We start from the raw sequence: 16,608 nt of genomic DNA on the forward strand, positions 1-16,608 counted from the left end.
GTTGCCTTGCGGCAATCCGAAGTACTGCGATGGGGCGACAGCACCAGTTCGCGCCTCAACACAGCGGACGTTCACGAAGCAACCGCACTTCGGCGCGCCGCCGATTTCAGGTACGCATCTAGAACCCGTCATCGGTGCGGCGACGATACTTTCGCCTGAATGACCGGTTTGGAGCTGAGACCGCAAGCTCTATCTCTGAGGGCCACCGACCGCAACCTCTGCAAAGCGGTCAACCCCTGATCGGGAAGCCGACGACACCAGCCCTTTGCCATATTGCTGGAGATAAGAAAATGAACCGCCGCCGGTCACAAAGACACGGCGGCGGACCAGCAATCCCCTACCCCCTCCCACTCTCCCCCAACAACCTCTCCGCCTCCCTCGCCAGATCCGCCGCGATCCACAGCATGTGATCCCGGTGTTTCTCTCCGGCTTCCTCGAACCATCCGTTGCCGTCGCCGTAGCAGCACCACAGCAGGGAGTTCAGCTGGGCCAGTTTGATTTCGAGGAGGTCTCGGGCGTCTTCGCCCGTGGGAGTGACAGAGGCCGCGCCGCTCTTGCGGCGGGAAGATTTGGGCGTTGAATGCCCAGCGATAATTTGCTCAGCCATTTGGTGTGCTCGCTTTCGAAAGTTAGTGCACGTCATGTGGTTAGACGGTCAGGGTGTTCACGCACCCTGGCCGTCGCCTTTTGTGCCTCACATTCGTGTCTCTGCTTCACAAAGAGGCATCGACACCCGCCGTGAGGCAAGGCGGTTCATTCACTCGCTCGTCAATCGATCAATGGATGCATGGGAGAAGGCGTTTCCTTTCACGGGGTTCGTCGGCCGCTACAGCGGGCCGTCTTGTCGCGGGGGCATTCACTGTAGAGAAGCGAAGCCGCGCAAGAGAAAAGAATTCGTCGAGGATTCCTCGAATCGACGAGATATCTGAGGTGCGCCGGTTTTTGGGCTTCACCGGAGACGAGGCGAAGCGAGGTTCGGCTCGGGGCCGACCGCCAAGGAGGGCCTTATATGGGCGCCGCCCTAGGTCTCGGCTTGCGCCTCAGACAGAGCACCTTCGGCACATGCTCCGGCGAGTCATGGAGGCGCATGTCTGATTCATGTATTCGGATCACTTCTGCCACTCAACGCCAACCCGTGAATCCCGCGGAAGTCCAACCGCTCCAGCAAGTCAAGAAGCCGGGCAATGAACGCAGCATGGGCGACTTGATCGGCATGGTGGGCAACCCAATGCTCAATATCGGTGAAGCGTCCCTGGAGCGCCAGGCCTGCGAGCTCGTCCAGAGCTCGATCCTCCGGCATGAGATTTCGGGGCATAGCGGGCATCGATGAAGACCCAACGGGTTCTATCTCCCGCTGCTCGACGACGACCCAATCTGCGTCAGCTTCGTCGGCAGGAACCGAGAGCACGAAAGAAAACGTAGCACCTTCGCCGTAGACACTGGTCACGCTCAGAGACCCACCCATGGCCTCGACAATGCGCCGCACGATGAACAGGCCCAGCCCGCTGCTGCCACTTGCGGCTTGTACTTGCTGGAACGCGGAAAAAATATCGGCATTCTGGTTCAGGTCGACGCCAATGCCTGTGTCACTGACAGCGAAATTCAAGGCACAGGTTGCCCCCTCTTTCCGGGCCGTGACCGAGAGAGTCACCAGACCATCGCGCGTGAACTTGGCGGCGTTGGACAACAGATTCAACAGCACCTGCTGCAAGCGCTTCCCGTCTATGTTGATCCGTTGGGGAATTTGAGTTGAGGGCTGATAGCGGAAGCCGTTGTTCTGTTGTGAACACAGGGCGACTCCGTATTCGGAGATGTTGTCCAGCAGGAGCGGCAGGTCGGCAGTGACAGGTTGAATAGCCAAAGGTTGCAGTTCGGCCTTGGCATATCCCAGCAGTTCGTCAATCAGGTTGAGTTGATATTTGACGCCGCGCTGGATGGCTAGCAGATGCTTGCGTTGCCCTTGGTTCGCGTTGGCGAGCAAGAGCGAGGAGTAGCCGCTGATCGTCGCAAGCGGTGCGCGCAAGTCATGGCTGACGTAGCCCAAAATTTCAACTTTCTGTCGGCCCTTTGCCTCGGCGTCCGCGAGTGCCTTTCGCAGTTCTTCATGCAACGCGGACGCGTGCATGTTGCCGAACGCAATGGCATACCCAACGTGAATCAACTGAAGACCGAAGGCAAACAAGACCTGGAAATCCCCTGCTGCGAGAAAATCTTGCGGCACAGGAAAAAATGGCGTACCGACCAAGCGTGTGCTGTGAGCCACCAGTGCCGCCAATGCCACCAAAGCTACAGCGGCGACTTCCGGCTTGAAGCGCTCTCCTCGTCCACGATTCACTGTGAACAGTGTCTGAAGCGTCATCAGGGCGATCAGTACCTGGGCCGCTCCATACGCGTACACACGTGCCGAGGTGTCGTATGTAACGTAGGAGTAGTAAGCCAGCAGTGCGGTCTCCAAGATCAATATTCCGACCATCCACGGCAGCCACGCCCGGCGTCGATCGAAGAACACGCAGATACCTGCGTAGAGCAGGACCGAGCTCAGTGTTGTGCAGAGATTCCCGACAAGGATCGAGAAGAAATCCGGGATTCTTCCCCGCAGCGTGAGCAGCAAAGCGCCGACGCCGAAGACGAAGAATCCGAAGCCCCAATGAATGAGATAGCGGGCTCTTCCCCTCGCCCACAACGCCCACATGCCGGCGGCAAGGACAGCTTCCAACAGCGCAGTGAAGAAGGCCGCGGTTCCCAGACTCAAGTTCATTTTTTTCTTTTCCGATCGGCTAGTCGTTCATATGAGGGACTCAGCCTGGCCAGATAGCCAGCATGATCGGTACTTCAGCCCATCAGCACGCCAATCGCCAGGGCAGCGACGAGACCGAGGAACAGCCACAGCGCGATGCTGCTCAATCGGTAAAGGTTTCTGCGAAAGCGCTTCGTGCGGCGGATCACGGCGCGCCTCCCGAGGCGGCCGTGCGGGCGTCGTCGTCGTTCAACGCAAGAAGAAGACACAGCCCCCTGCAGCGGGCCGCATCCACCGCGACGGCCGCGTCGTCCACGTCAGCCATGGGGCATGCGGTGGTACAGGCCCGGCAGAAAGCCGCCGGGCGCGGTGAGGCGCGACTTGAGCCGCACGACCAGGTGCAGGTCGTCCACCAGATGAATGTCGCCGCCGCGGTTGGTGAGCTGCAGCTTCACGGCCAGCAGGCCCTGCAGTTTGGCGCGGTGCCATTCGGCGGCGTCGGTGATCTGCGCGCGCGTCATGGCCGGGATGCCGATGCCGTGTTCCAGCTCGGCGGCGCGCAGGCAGGCCACGACGCGGTCGACGCTCTTCAGCGTGCCCTCGATCACCTCCAGGCAACGCTCGGCCAACCGCGTCGGCTCGTCGGCGGAGTTGCCGTACACGAAGGCCTCGTAGGGACGGGGCGTGCGCGTGGCGTCGCGAAGCATGGGCTGCTGCTGACCAATGTTGCTGTTGTTGTTGCTGCTGCTGTTGCCGATGGGGCTCAGCGCGGCAACAGGTCCAGGCATTGGCGGCGGCGCCACACGGCGCTGCGCACGGCCTGGCTGTCGTCGAACACGACCTTGTACTGGCACACGAGGTAGTTGGCCGACTGGGGCATCTGGAACTTGAAGTGGTAGTCCCACTCGGTGCCGAGCGCACCGCGCTGCTGCTTCAGCGCTTGGCCGAGCACGGCGAGCACCTGGGCCTGGTTGAGGCCGGGCTTGATCTCGCGAAAGCGCTCGGGCCGCGACACGACGCCGTCGCGCAGAAAGGGTTCCTTGAAGTCGGGGCGGCGCGCCTCGACGTCGCGGTAGTCCAGCTTGTCGGGGTTGCTGACGGGGTCGACGGGGTTGTCGCGGGCCACGGCGGTGGTGGCGGCGCCGAGCAGCGCGGCGGCGAGCACGAAGGTGGCAACGGCGGGTGATGCGTGCGGGGTCTTGGTCATGGCTAGCGTCCTCTTGGGTCAGATGGGTGTCGGATGGGCTTGTGGGGAAAGATGAGCGCGCGCGGGTCAGCGCTCGCGCATGGCTTCGCGCGCCTTGTTCAGCGGCTTGGTCAGGTAGTCCCACACGGTCTTGCGGCCGGTGCGGATGTCGGCGGTGGTCACCATGCCGGGCACGATGGGCATGCGGCGGCCGGCCTTGTCGGTGAGTGCGTCGGAGTCGGTGCGCACGAGCACGGGGTAGTACACGATCTCGGGCTTGACCTCGTCGCGCTGGGTATCGGGCGCGATGGTCACGACGCGGCCCTTGAGGCCGCCGTACACGGCGTAGTCGTAGGCGGTGATCTTGATCTGCGCCTCCTGCCCGGGCCGCATGAAGGCGATGTCGCGCGGCGAGATGCGCGCCTCGACCAACAACTGGTCGTCCAGCGGCACGAGGGTCAGGAGCGAGCCGTTGGGCGGCACGACGCCGCCGATGGTGGTGACCTGCAAGCTCTTGACGATGCCGCGCACGGGCGAGTTCAAGGTGAGCCGCTCGAGCGAGTCGGCGCGCCCGCGCACCACGGACGACAAAGACTTCACCTCGGCATCGGCCTTGGCGAGTTCTTCGCGGCTGCGCACCATGTAGTTCGATCGCGCCTCGGAAATCTTCAGCTCCAGGTCGGCGGCCTGGCGTTGCAGGCGGATGAGTTCGACATTGCTGGCCGCGCCGCTCACCTGCAGCGAACGCGTGATGTCGAGCTCTTTGCGCACGAGCGAAAGCGCCTGGCCCAGGCCGGCCGTGGTGTCGCGCAGGCTGCCCTGCCGCGAGCGGAAGAACGCGCTTTCGGAGTCGACCAGCTGCGCGTGCGCCTTCAGCTCGGCGGGGAACTGCAGGCTGCTGCGCCCTTCGACCTCGGCGCGCAGGCGCACGCTGCTGGCCAGTGCGGCGCGGTAGCGCGCGGCGGTTTCTTCCACGCTCGATTCGCCGCGTGTCGGGTCGAGCTGCGCGAGCACCTGGCCCTTCTCGACGATCTGGCCTTCGTGCACGCGCAGCTCGGCGAGGATGCCGCCTTCGAGCGACTGGATGCGCTGCTCGCGCGAGCTGGGAATCACCTTGCCCATGCCGCTGGACACTTCGTCGATCTCGAAGCACCAGGCCCACACGAAGAACACGAGCAGAAAGAGCGCGACGAACCACACGACGCGCGCGGAGCCGCTGGCGCGGGCTTCGTCGAAGTCGTCGGCGCCGCCGGGGCCCCACACGGTGGCGGTGGATACGGCGGGTGCCTGCACCGGTGCCTGCGCTTGTGCCTTGGTCAATGTCACGGCGTTCATGCCTGCGTCTCCTTGCCACGGCCTGCGGGGGCGGTGGTCTCGCGCGATGCCGCCGCGCCCTGGCGCAGCCGCGCCATCACCTGCTCGCGCGGCCCGTCGAGCACGACGGTGCCGCCGTCCACCACGAGGATGCGGTCGACCGCTTCGAGCACGGCCGGACGGTGCGTGGCCAGCACCAGCGTGCGGCCTGCGGACAGCGCGCGCAGGTGTTCGATCACTTCGCGTTCGGCCACTTCGTCGAGCGAAGCGGTGGGCTCGTCGAGCAGCAGCACGCAGGGGCGGCGCAGCATGAGCCGCGCGAGCAGCAGGCTCTGACGCTGTCCGCCCGAGAGGCCGCGCCCGCCTTCCAGCAGCGGATGGTCCAGCCCGGTGGGCAGGCGGCGCACGAAGGCCCAGGCGCCGGTGGCTTGCAGGGCGGTGATCAGTTCGGCGTCGGTGGCGTGGGGCGTGCCCATCTGCAGGTTCTCGCGCAGGGTGCCGTGGAACAGGCGCGCGTCTTGCGCGAGCAGCCCGACGTCGCGGCGCACGTCGGCGGGGTCGATGTGCGCCATCGACACGCCGTCGAGCAGCACGCTGCCCGCACGCGGTTCGAGGAGGCCCGACAGCGCCTGCAGCAGCGTCGACTTGCCCGCGCCGTTGCGCCCGAGCACGGCAATGCGTTCGCCGGCGCCGATGTGCAGCGCCTTCACGTGCAGCGCGGTGGTCTGGCCGTCGTGGCTGAAGACGGCGTCGCGCAGCGTGTAGTCGCCTTGCACGGCGGGCCGGTGCACGCGCGTCTCGTGGGGCGGGTGATCGACCGGGAGCTTCATGAGCTGGTCGAGCGACTCGCCGGCCACCTTGGCCTGCTGCCAGCGGTTGAGCACCTGCGTCACGCCGGCCAGTGGCGCGAGCATGCGGGTCGACAAGATCGATGCAGCCACGAGCACGCCGGTGCTCATGTGGCCGTCCATCACCAGCGGCGCGCCGAAGAACACGACAAAGGCAAAGGCGCCGCCCTGCACGGTCTGCGTCCAGTTGCTCAGGGTGTTGAGCAGCGCGCGCAGTTGCAGGCCCGAGTCGGCGTTGACGGCGTTGTAGTGGTTCCACTGGTTCTGGAACCGCGGCTCGGCCTGCAGCACCTTGATGTCGTCGATGCCCTGCACGGCCTCGACCAGCATGGCGTTGCGCAGCGACGATTCGCGCATGCCCGCCTGGGCCAGCGCGCGCAGGCGCGGCTGCGCCAGCAGGCTGGGCACGAGCAGCAGCACGCACGCGGCCAGCGGCACGAGCACGAGCCAGCCGGCAATGAACCAGAAGAGCACGCAGAACACGAAGAAGAACGGCAGGTCGGCCACGGCCGCCACGGTGGTCGACGTGAGCATTTCGCGCACGGGCTCCAGCTCGCGCAGCTGCGAGATGAAGGTGCCGGTGGCGCGCGGGCGTGCCGAGCCGCGCACGCGCAGCGCGTGGCCGAACACGCGGTCAGAAATGCGCAGATCGGCACGCTTGCCCACCACGTCGGTGATGCGCATGCGCGCACCGCGCATGACCCAGCTGAACGCGATGGACAGCAGCACGCCGCCGAACAGCACATGCAGCGTGGGCAGCGACTGCGCGGGCACGACGCGGTCGTACACCTGCATCGAGAACAAGGTGCCGGCCAGCGCCATCAGGTTGTAGGCGAGCGACGCGACAAGGATGTGCGCGTAGGGCCGCCAGTCGGCCAGCACGATCTGGCGCAGCCAGTGCGGCTCGACGGGGCGGATGTAGGCATCGACGCGCGAGTCGGGTGCCGATTGCGCGGGCCGCAGCACGGCCATGGTTTCGAGCGCGGGTTGCAGCTCGTCGATCGTGCAGACGGTTTCTGCGCCCTGGTCGCCACCGAGCATCACGCGCAGGCCCTGCGCCGAGATGGCGGTGACCACGGCCACCTGCCCGTCGCGCAGTTGCAGCACCACGGGCAGGCGCCAGGGGCTCAGGGTGTCCAGGCGCGGCGCGACCTGGCGCACGGTGAGCCCGGCCTGGCGGGCCATCTGTCGCACGCGCTCGCCGATGTCTTCGTGGTCGCTCCATGCGGCAGCGCCGCGGATGCGCTCGCGCGAGGTGTCGAGGTGGTAGTGGGCGGCCACGGCGAGCAAGGCATCGACCCAGCCGCTCAGCAGTTCGGGGCCGCGCGCGGCAGAAAGCTCGGGCATGGTAGTGGCGGTCATGGCTGGCCTCCGGCGACGAGGTCGCCCGCATCGACCAGCCCGAAGGCCTCGCGCAGACGGCCCGACTGGTACAGGCACTCGACCGCGAGCCGCTGCACTTCGTGCGCACTCTCGGCCTGCTCGAAGCGCGCGCCGTGGAACTCTTGCTCGGCATTGAGCAGGTCGAGCAGCGAGCGCGTGCCCAGCTGCAGGTACTGCTCGCGGTACAGGTCGCGCGTGCGCTGGGTGCTGTGCACGCGCGCGGCGAGTACGGGCAGGCGCTGCGCGTGGCCTTGCGATTGCACGCGCGCGTCTTCGAGCCGCTGCCGCACGCTGAGCTGTGCATAGCCCAGCGCGGCCTCGGCCGCTTCGACGGCGTGCACGGCGGCGCGCTGGCGGGCCTGGCTGCGCCCGCCTTCGTACAGCGGCGCAGAGAAGTTGACGGTGAGCGTGCTTTCGGTGGCAGGCTGGCCGGCAAGCCGCGCGCCCGATTCGAGCCCCCGGTTGACGCCGGCGTTGAGCGACAGCGTGGGCAGCAGTTGCGCATCGGCACCGCGCAGCGCGGCCTGTGCCATGTCGCGCTCGGCCTGTGCCATCTGCACGGTCGGTGCGGGCAAGGCCGTCTGCGGGTGCGCGGCGCAGGCGCTCGCGAGCGGCGCCGACGCTTCGCCGGCAATGTCGGCCGGCATCCGGCCCTGGGTCAGATGCATGAGATTGAGGCGCCAGCGCTCGGCCTGCGACGCGGTGTTGAGTTGCTGGGCGCGCGCGGCCTCCAGGCGCGACTGCGCCTGCGCCACGTCGGACTGGCTGGTGGCGCCCTTGGCCTGGCGCTCGCTCACGAGGCCGGCCAGCGACTGCACGCCCTTCACCTGGGCCTGCGCAATCTCGCCGAGCGCCTGCTGGCGATGCACTTCGATCCATGCCTGCGCGGTGTCGCGCACCACGTCGTCGACCGCCACGAGCAGCTTGGCGCGCGCGGCCGTGGCCGAAGCCTCGGCCTCGTTCACGGCGCTCGACACCTTGCCGAAGTCGTACAGCAGCTGGGTCACCGACAGCGAGGCCTGGTGCACCTGGCGGCGACCGTCGGCCTGCAGCTGGCGGTTGCCCGTGCGCGCGCTGACGCCGGCGCTGACCTGCGGGTAGTAGCCCGAGCGCGCGGCCGCAATGCCCTCGCCCGCCTGCAGGGCCTGCCCGACCGCGTTGCGCACGGTCGGGTGCGAGGTGGCGGCCAGACGCACGGCCTCGGTCATGCCCAGCGGGGTGGCGGTGCTTGCTTGCGCAAGCGCCGCCGTGCCGGCGAGCAGGAAGAAAAGGCCCGCAGTGGCGGACGGAAGATGACGAGAAAGAAGCATGCGTGAAGGCTTGCGAACAAGGTGCCGACGCCACCAACGGCGCCGACACTCAGGTCACTCAGTGGTGAAGCGCGAGGCCCTGGTGAAGCTCGTCGTCGAGCGAAGGGGCCACGGGCGGTGCGTAGGCCGCGAGCGAGTCGGCCGACGACGCCAGGGCCAGCACCGAAGGCGATGCCTGCGCGGCTGCGAAGGGCGGCGGGAACGCAGCCTGCAGCAGCGCATGCAGCGACTCGGCAGCGCCGAAGCCCTGCAGCATGTCGGACAGCTGCATGCCTCCCCATGGGCTGTCGCCGAAGGGGAAATGCGGCGCATCGTGCTGTTGTTGCTGCTGCTGCTCGATCGACACCGTCACCTCGTCGACACCGGCCAGCCCCAGCGAATCGGGCGAGGTGAAGAGCGCCGCCACCCCTGCTGCAGGCGTGTAATTGACGTGCAGCGTCTGCGTGGCCACGTTGCTCGCGTCGCCGTCGCGGTCGACCACCTGGTAGCTGAGGGTCTCGTCGTAGTTGTGCGAGCTGCTGGTGCGCGGTGCCACCTGGTAGCTGAACTCGCCCGAGTCGAAGTCCACGACCAGCTTGCCGCCCTGCGCCGTGGCAATGGTGACCTGGTGCGTCGCCGGGTTGTAGCTGTAGTCGCTGCCGGTGGCGGGGCCGGTCTTCGTCATCAGGCCCGCGCTGCTGTCGAAGGCGTAGGTGGTGCCGTCGATGCTCAGCGTGGACACATGGCCGCCGTCGGCGCCAAAGCCCGACGAGCCACCGAGGCCGCCGGTCAGCAGGTTGCTGACCGTGGGCGGCACGCTGATCGTGCCTTGCAGCATGTCGTTCAGCTGGCTCGTGTCGGTGACGATCTGGCCGTGGGTGTTCGTGCCGGTGTTGCCGTTGTAGGCGATGGGGTCGATGAAAGCTTGCGCCGCCGCGTTCAGGCTGGACCCCAGGCCCAGTGCGAACGAGTTGATCTGGTGGGTGGTGAGGAAGTTCTTCCAGAGCGTTTCTTCCGCTGCCTGGATACCGTTGTCGGACGAGTTGTTGTTGTTCTGGTTGTTCAACTGGCCGGTGTTGCCGTCACCCTGGGTCGGCTCGCCGTCCGTGAGGAAGTACGAGACGTTCTGGGCACCCTGCAACTTGCCGGTCGCCGAGAAGCCACTCATCGCTTGCGCCAGGGCAGCGTCGTAATTGGTACCGCCCCCAGCCTGCAGGTTCTGCACCAGCGTCTTGGCCTCTGCCGCCGTCATCCAGGCCTGCTGCGCCGCCCCGGTGCTGCTGAAAGTGACGAGCTGCACTCTCACGTCCCCGTACAGGTCGTAGCCGTCGATCAGGTTCTGGACAGCCTCTTTCGCACGGCTGAGGCGTGTCGGGGTTTCCTGCCCCATGCTCCCGGAAAGGTCCAGGATCACCATCAGGTTCGTGTTGATCGGCGCCACGTCGACGGACTGCTCGCCGTTCACGAGCACCGGCGCATCGTCCTTGACGGGCACATCGAAGCTCACTGGCGCAGCAGCGGTCTGGCCGTCGGTCACATGCGCCTGGAATTGCAGGTTCGACACGCCCTCGCCGTTGCCAGCCGGGTGGTCGATCGGCGCCTTCAGCGTGACGGTGTAGCCCGCCTCGAACTGCCCCGCGCCCGTGGCGGTGACGTTGCCCACGGCCACGGTCATCACATCGGTGGTGACGCCGCCGACGGTGACGCTGCCCGTGAGGGTGTGCGTGCCCGCGTCCCAGGTCCACGTCACCGGCTGGCCGCCGGAGGTGACGCCGTTGGGGCCGCTGAGCGACACAGCCAGATCGCTGGCCGCGCTGTCCGGGTCCGCGATGGAAATGGTGCCGGTCGATTGCACCGGCGGTTCTCCTGCAGCCGGAATGCCGCCGGGCAGGCTGCCTTCGGAGACGGCATCGGGCGCGCTCACCGTGACCGACGGCGCATCGTTCACCGGAGTGACGGTCACGTTCACCGTGCTGGTGGTCGTGCCGCCGTGGCCGTCGCTCACCGTGACGGTGAAACTGTCGGTGCCGTTGAAGTTGGGGCCGGGAACGTAGGTGTAGGTGCCGTTGGCGTTCACCGTCACCGTGCCGTTCGACGGGTTGCTGCCCTTGGCGTAGGTGAGCGTGTCGCCGTCGACGTCGCTGCCGACGATCTGGCCGCTGACCGGCGTGTCTTCGTTCGTGGTCTTGGTGTCGTCGGGCGCCGTTGGTGCTTCGTTGACGTTTTGCTCGTTGAGCGTGACGGGGATGTTCGTCGTGACCGTGCCGTCGCTCGCGCCGACCACCAGCGCGTGCGCGTTGGCGCCTGCTTCGTAGTCGTTGACGAAGGCTGCAGCGCCTGCCGGCGTGAGGCTGATCGCGCCCGTGACCGGATCGATGGCGAAGTAGCCGTTGTCGTTGCCCGAGAGGATGCTGTAGGTGACGTTCGCGCTGTCCACATCGGTGGCGCGGACGGTGCCAAGTACGGTGCCTGCGGGGCGGTTTTCGTCGTAGCCGAAGACGTAGCCGTCGGCTGTGTTCACCGGTGTTCCGCCGCTATCGACGAACACGGGGGCGTCGTTGACGGGGTTGATCGTCACGTTCACGGTGCTGGTGGTCGTGCCGCCGTGGCCGTCGCTCACCGTGACGGTGAAGCTGTCGGTGCCGTTAAAGTTGGCGCCGGGCGTGTACGTGTAGGTGCCGTCGGCGTTGACCGTGACCGTGCCGTGCGCTGGGTTGCTGCCCTTCGCGTAGGTCAGTGCGTCGCCATCGACGTCGCTTCCGATGACCTGGCCGCTGACGGGCGTGTCTTCGTCAGTCGTCTTGTTGTAGTTGGGCACCGTCGGTGCGTCGTTGATGTTCTGCTCGTTGAGCGTGACGGGGATATTCGTCGTGACCGTGCCGTCGCTCGCACCGACCACCAGCGAGTGCGCGTTGGCGCCCGCTTCGTAGTCGTTGACGAACGCCGCAGCGCCTGCAGCCGTGAGGCTGATCGCGCCCGTGACCGGGTCGATGGCGAAGTAGCCGTTGTCGTTGCCCGAGAGGATGCTGTAGGTGACGGTCGCGCTGTCGACGTCGGTGGCGCGGACGGTGCCGAGTACGGTGCCTGCGGGGCGGTTTTCGTTGTAGCCGAAGACATAGCCGTCCGCTGTGTTCACCGGTGTTCCGCCGCCATCGACGAACACGGGGGCGTCGTTGACGGGGTTGATCGTCACGTTCACGGTGCTGGTGGTCGTGCCGCCGTGGCCATCACTCACCGTGACGGTGAAGCTGTCGGTGCCGTTGAAGTTGGCGCCGGGGACGTAGGTGTACGTGCCGTCGGGGTTGACCGTGACCGTGCCGTGCGCTGGGTCGCTGCCCTTCACGTACGTGAGCGTGTCGCCGTCGACGTCGGTGCCGACGACCTGGCCGCTGACGGGCGTGTCTTCGTCGGTCGTCTCGTTGTAGTCGGGCACCGTGGGCACGTCGTTCACGGGGTCGATCGTGACCGTCACGGTGCTCGTCGTCGTGCCGCCGTGACCGTCACTGACCGTGACGGTGAAGCTGTCGGTGCCGTTGAAGTTGGCGCTCGGCGTGTAGGTGTACGTGCCGTCGGTATTGACCGTGACGGTGCCGTGAGCTGGATCGCTGCCCTTCGTATAGGTCAGTGCGTCGCCGTCCAGATCAGTGCCAGTCACCTTGCCGCTGACCGGGGTGTCTTCGTTCGTGGTCTCGGTGTAGTTCGGGACCGTGGGCGCATCGTTCACCGGATCGACAGTCACCGTGATGGTGCTCGTCGTCGTGCCGCCATGGCCATCGCTCACCGTGACGGTGAACGTGTCGGCGCCGTTGAAGTTGGGGTTCGGGGTGTACGTGTAGGTGCCGTCGGGGTTGACGACCACGGTGCCATTTGAGGGATTGCTGCCCTTCGTGTAGGTCAGCGCGTCACCGTCCAGGTCAGTGCCCGTCACCTTGCCGCTGACTGGCGTGTCTTCGTTCGTGGTCTCGGCGTAGTTCGGGACCGTGGGGAGATCGTTCACCGGATCGACGGTGACCGTGATGGAGCTCGTCGTCGTGCCGCCGTGGCCGTCGCTGACTGTGACGGTGAACGTGTCGGTGCCGTTGAAGTTGGGGTTCGGCGTGTACGTGTAGGTGCCATCGGGGTTGACCGTGACGGTGCCGTTCGCTGGATTGCTGCCCTTTGTGTAGGTCAGAGCGTCACCGTCCAGGTCAACGCCCGTCACCTTGCCGCTGACTGGCGTGTCTTCGTTCGTGGTCTCGGTGTAGTTCGGCGCCGTCGGTGCGTCGTTCACCGGGTTGACGGTCACGTTCACCGCGCTGGTGGTCGTGCCGCCGTGGCCGTCGCTCACCGTCACGGTGAAGCTGTCAGTGCCATTGAAGTTGGCGCCCGGGACGTAGGTGTAGGTGCCATCAGCGTTGACCGTCACAGTGCCGTGCGCCGGATCGCTGCCCTTCGCGTACGTCAGTGCGTCGCCATCGACGTCGCTGCCGATCACCTTCCCGCTGACGGGCGTGTCTTCGTTCGTGGTCTCGGTGTAGTTCGGCGCCGTCGGCGCGTCGTTCACCGGGTTGACAGTCACGTTCACCGTGCTGGTGGTCGTGCCGCCATGGCCGTCGCTGACCGTCACGGTGAAGCTGTCAGTGCCATTGAAGTTGGCACCGGGGGTGTACGTGTAGGTGCCGTCAGCGTTGACCGTCACCGTGCCATGCGTTGGGTCACTGCCCTTCGTATAGGTCAGCGCATCGCCATCAACGTCGCTGCCGATCACCTTCCCGCTAACCGGCGTGTCCTCGTTCGTGGTCTCGGTGTAGTTCGGCGCTGTCGGTGCATCGTTCACCGGGTTCACGGTCACGTTCACCGTACTGGTGGTCGTGCCGCCGTGGCCGTCGCTCACCGTCACGGTGAAGCTGTCGGTGCCGTTGAAGTTGGCGCCAGGGACGTAGGTGTACGTGCCATCGGGGTTGACCGTGACCGTGCCGTGCGCGGGATCACTGCCTTTGGTGTACGTCAGCGTGTCGCCATCGATATCGCTGCCGATCACCTTGCCACTGACGGGCGTGTCTTCGTTCGTGGTCTTGCTGTAGTCAGGCACCGTGGGCACGTCGTTCACCGGATCGACCGTCACGGTCACCGTGCTCGTCGTCGTGCCACCTTGGCCATCGCTCACCGTCACGGTGAACGTGTCGGTGCCGTTGAAGTTCGGGTTCGGCGTGTAGACGTACGTGCCATCGGGATTGACCGTGACCGTGCCGTTTTCCGGATCGCTGCCCTTCACATACGTCAGCGCATCGCCATCGACGTCGGTGCCGACCACGCTTCCGTTGATCGGCGTGTCTTCGTTCGTCGTCTCGGCGTAGTCAGGTGCCACAGGTGCGTCATTGACGGGTGAGACCGTCACCGTCACCGTGCTCGTCGTCGTCCCACCATTGCCATCACTCACCGTCACCGTAAAGCTGTCCGTGCCATGGAAGTCCGGGTTCGGCGTGTACGTGTACGTGCCATCGGGATTGACCGTGACCGTGCCATGCGACGGATCAGTGCCCTTGCTGTAGGTCAACGTGTCGCCGCTATCAATGTCGCTGCCGGTCACGCGACCGCTCACGGGCTTGTCTTCGTTCGTGGTCTCGGTGTAGTCCGGCGCCGTAGGCGCGTCGTTGACGGGCGAGACGGTCACGGGCACCTTCACGGTGGTGGTGCCGCCCTTGCCGTCGCTGACGGTCACTTCGAAACTGTCGGGGCCTTCGTAGCCGGGCTTGGGCGTGTAGACGAACTGGCCCGTGGACGGATCGACGGTGACGGTGCCGTGCTCGGGGCCCTTGGCGACGGTGTAGTTCAACGTGTCGCGGTCGGGGTCGGTGGCCTGCACCTGGCCCTGCACGGGCTTGTCCTGCTCGGTGACGACGGGCTCGGCCTTGCCTTCGGGGCCGCGGTTCTGCGGGGGGAGCAACGGCGGGATGAAGGCCGGGCCACCACCGCCGCCGCCGCCACCACCGCTCGCGGCGGCGCCGACGCCCAGCACGCCGAGCGCGCCCAGCAGCCAGCCGGGGACACCGTCGGGCAACAGCGCGCCGCCGGCGTCGTTCCATTCGATCTCGGTGAAGTGGAAGTCTTTCCAGGGCGCGGTGTACTGGCCCCACCACTGCACGCCGGCGCCGTCTTCGAGCACGAGGTCGTTGCGGCCGCCGTCGGGGTACTCGGCGAAGAAGCCGCGCACGGCGACTTCCTGGCCGTCGCGCATCACGAGCACGAGGTCGTCGCCGCGGCGCTCGAACTTGAGCACGCTCTCGGGCGCGATCTTCAGCGAGACGATCGACGGGCGATCCAGAACCAGAGGGGTCTCTGCTGTCGCCGCTTTGCGGGACGACGCGCCACCAGACTTGTAAACAGCTTCCATGATTTGCCTTTGCTCCTTGACTCCGGACCTCGGGCGCGCCGTCGCTCTCGACGAACAGCCCGGGCCGCACACAGTGGGAAATCTCGAGCGCTGTGGGTGCCTCTCGAGGACTTGCCGGCGAGACCCGGTGCGCGGGTCTCACACAGGCTTGCGCTTGCATGGGGCGGGATTCTTGGTGCGGGGGGCGGCCCGGGCTTTTGCCGGACAGGCCGTGGCCTTTGCCGTGGCAGACAACTGTTCACAAACGTGTGCGAACGTCGAATACTTCACACGAATGGCGAGAGAAATTCGTTAATTCGCGGGTTAGGGAAAGCGGGCAAGGGCGGCCTTTTGACTTATTGGCCTTTGCCAGACCGTCCATTTCTTTTGATGGACGGAATCGGCTTGGCTATTTCCGGCAATGCCGGAAATACCGGATCCGCCCGCTTCCAGCGCCCCGTTTTCCCTCTGACAGAGGCCGTTTCAGAGGCCGCCTCATGGCGCGCGTTGAGGGCCATCGGCGCGAATGGCAAGCAACCCAATCAGGAATGAATGGCAGTCATTGGATGAATTTGCAATTTTTGTGACAATGATTACCAAATTAATTCCTTGGTTACATTGATTCGATTGCAGGGCGTGCCAAACGCCGTGCTGTCGTTCTTTCCTTTCATGTCCTATTGGTCCTCTCCGGAGCCCCGGAGCGCTCATCTTCTGGTGGTCGACGACAACGTCGACGAGCTCAAGCTCTTGCTGGAAACGCTGCGGGGCACCGGCTACCGCATCACGCTCGCTTTCGACGCGATGGAGGGCTACCGGCGCGCGACGACGCTGCAGATGGACCTGGTGCTGCTGGACGTGCGCCTGGGCGGCACCGACGGGTTTGCTGTCTGCCGCCTGCTGAAGGCCGACCCGGCCACGGCGGACATTCCGGTGATCTTCGTGACCTCGTCGGCCAGCGTGGAAGAGCGCCTGACGGGCCTGCGGGCCGGCGCGGTCGACTACATCGTGAAGCCCTTCGACCCGGCCGAGGTGATGGCCCGCGTCGAGATTCACCTGGCGCTAGCGGAATCCCGCAGGGCGCGCACCGCGCCTGCCACGGAACCTGCGCCCCCGCCCGACCGCCCTGCGGCCAACGACGGCGGCGCGCCGGGCTCGGGCATGGACCGCGCGCTCATGCAGGCGGCGGAACGACTCATCCTGGCCGACCTGAGCCGCGTGCTGCCGCTGCGCGAGCTGGCGGCGCGCGTGGGCACGCACGAGAAGCGCCTGTCGCGCGTGTTCAAGGAGCTGGCGAACCGCACGGTGTTCGAGTTCGTGCGCGAGGCGCGGCTGCACGAGGCGCAGCGCCTGCTGCTCGAATCGGCGATGCGCATCGAAGAGATCGCCGCGGCGGTGGGGTTCTCGAGCGCCGCGAATTTTGCGACGGCGTTCCGCGAGTACTTCGACTGCACGCCCTCGGCCTGCCGCCAGGCCGGCGTGGGCCGGTCGGGCACCTGACG

General features: G+C 66.3%; 9 protein-coding genes. 1 reads left to right on the top strand and 8 read right to left on the bottom strand.

Annotation, left to right across the window (positions count from 1 at the left end; all coding sequences use genetic code 11):
• Nucleotides 1–337: 337 nt before the first annotated feature.
• The 8 genes from CLU95_RS05540 to CLU95_RS05575 form a co-directional block, all read right to left on the bottom strand.
• Complete coding sequence (locus tag CLU95_RS05540; RefSeq protein WP_099791171.1) at nucleotides 338–607, bottom strand: hypothetical protein; 270 nt, start codon at nucleotides 605–607, stop codon at nucleotides 338–340.
• Nucleotides 608–1,096: 489 nt separating this feature from the next.
• A complete protein-coding gene (locus tag CLU95_RS05545; protein ID WP_099791173.1) occupies nucleotides 1,097–2,758 on the bottom strand; it encodes a sensor histidine kinase in 1,662 nt (553 codons plus the stop codon).
• A 296-nt stretch (nucleotides 2,759–3,054) separates the two neighbouring features.
• On the bottom strand, nucleotides 3,055–3,525 hold the full coding sequence (locus CLU95_RS05550; RefSeq protein WP_099791175.1) for a hypothetical protein: 471 nt from the start codon (nucleotides 3,523–3,525) through the stop codon (nucleotides 3,055–3,057).
• Nucleotides 3,501–3,944 carry an outer membrane protein assembly factor BamE domain-containing protein gene (gene bamE, locus CLU95_RS05555; protein WP_099791177.1) on the bottom strand — a complete coding sequence of 148 codons (444 nt, stop codon included), beginning with the start codon at nucleotides 3,942–3,944 and terminating at the stop codon, nucleotides 3,501–3,503. Before bamE ends, CLU95_RS05550 begins: the two co-directional genes overlap by 25 nt.
• 66 nt (nucleotides 3,945–4,010) lie before the next feature.
• A complete protein-coding gene (locus CLU95_RS05560; RefSeq protein ID WP_099791179.1) occupies nucleotides 4,011–5,258 on the bottom strand; it encodes an HlyD family efflux transporter periplasmic adaptor subunit in 1,248 nt (415 codons plus the stop codon).
• Nucleotides 5,255–7,447: a type I secretion system permease/ATPase gene (locus CLU95_RS05565; RefSeq protein ID WP_099791181.1), complete on the bottom strand. Its 2,193-nt coding sequence runs from the start codon at nucleotides 7,445–7,447 to the stop codon at nucleotides 5,255–5,257. The genes CLU95_RS05560 and CLU95_RS05565 overlap by 4 nt, the downstream gene beginning before the upstream one ends.
• Nucleotides 7,444–8,778, bottom strand: coding sequence for a TolC family outer membrane protein (locus tag CLU95_RS05570; protein WP_099791183.1), 1,335 nt, complete (start codon nucleotides 8,776–8,778; stop codon nucleotides 7,444–7,446). The genes CLU95_RS05565 and CLU95_RS05570 overlap by 4 nt, the downstream gene beginning before the upstream one ends.
• A gap of 58 nt (nucleotides 8,779–8,836) precedes the next feature.
• Entirely contained in the window at nucleotides 8,837–15,130 is a 6,294-nt protein-coding gene (locus CLU95_RS05575; RefSeq protein ID WP_099791185.1) for a tandem-95 repeat protein, read from the bottom strand.
• Between the two features lie 693 nt (nucleotides 15,131–15,823).
• On the opposite strand from CLU95_RS05575, the gene CLU95_RS05580 reads away from it, so the two are divergent.
• The gene (locus tag CLU95_RS05580) at nucleotides 15,824–16,606 is read left to right on the top strand and encodes a response regulator transcription factor (protein WP_306512262.1); all 783 of its coding nucleotides are present in this window, start codon (nucleotides 15,824–15,826) and stop codon (nucleotides 16,604–16,606) included.
• Nucleotides 16,607–16,608 lie beyond the last annotated feature (2 nt).

Origin of the sequence: Variovorax sp. 54 (genome assembly GCF_002754375.1) — a bacterium.
GTDB lineage: Bacteria > Pseudomonadota > Gammaproteobacteria > Burkholderiales > Burkholderiaceae_C > Variovorax.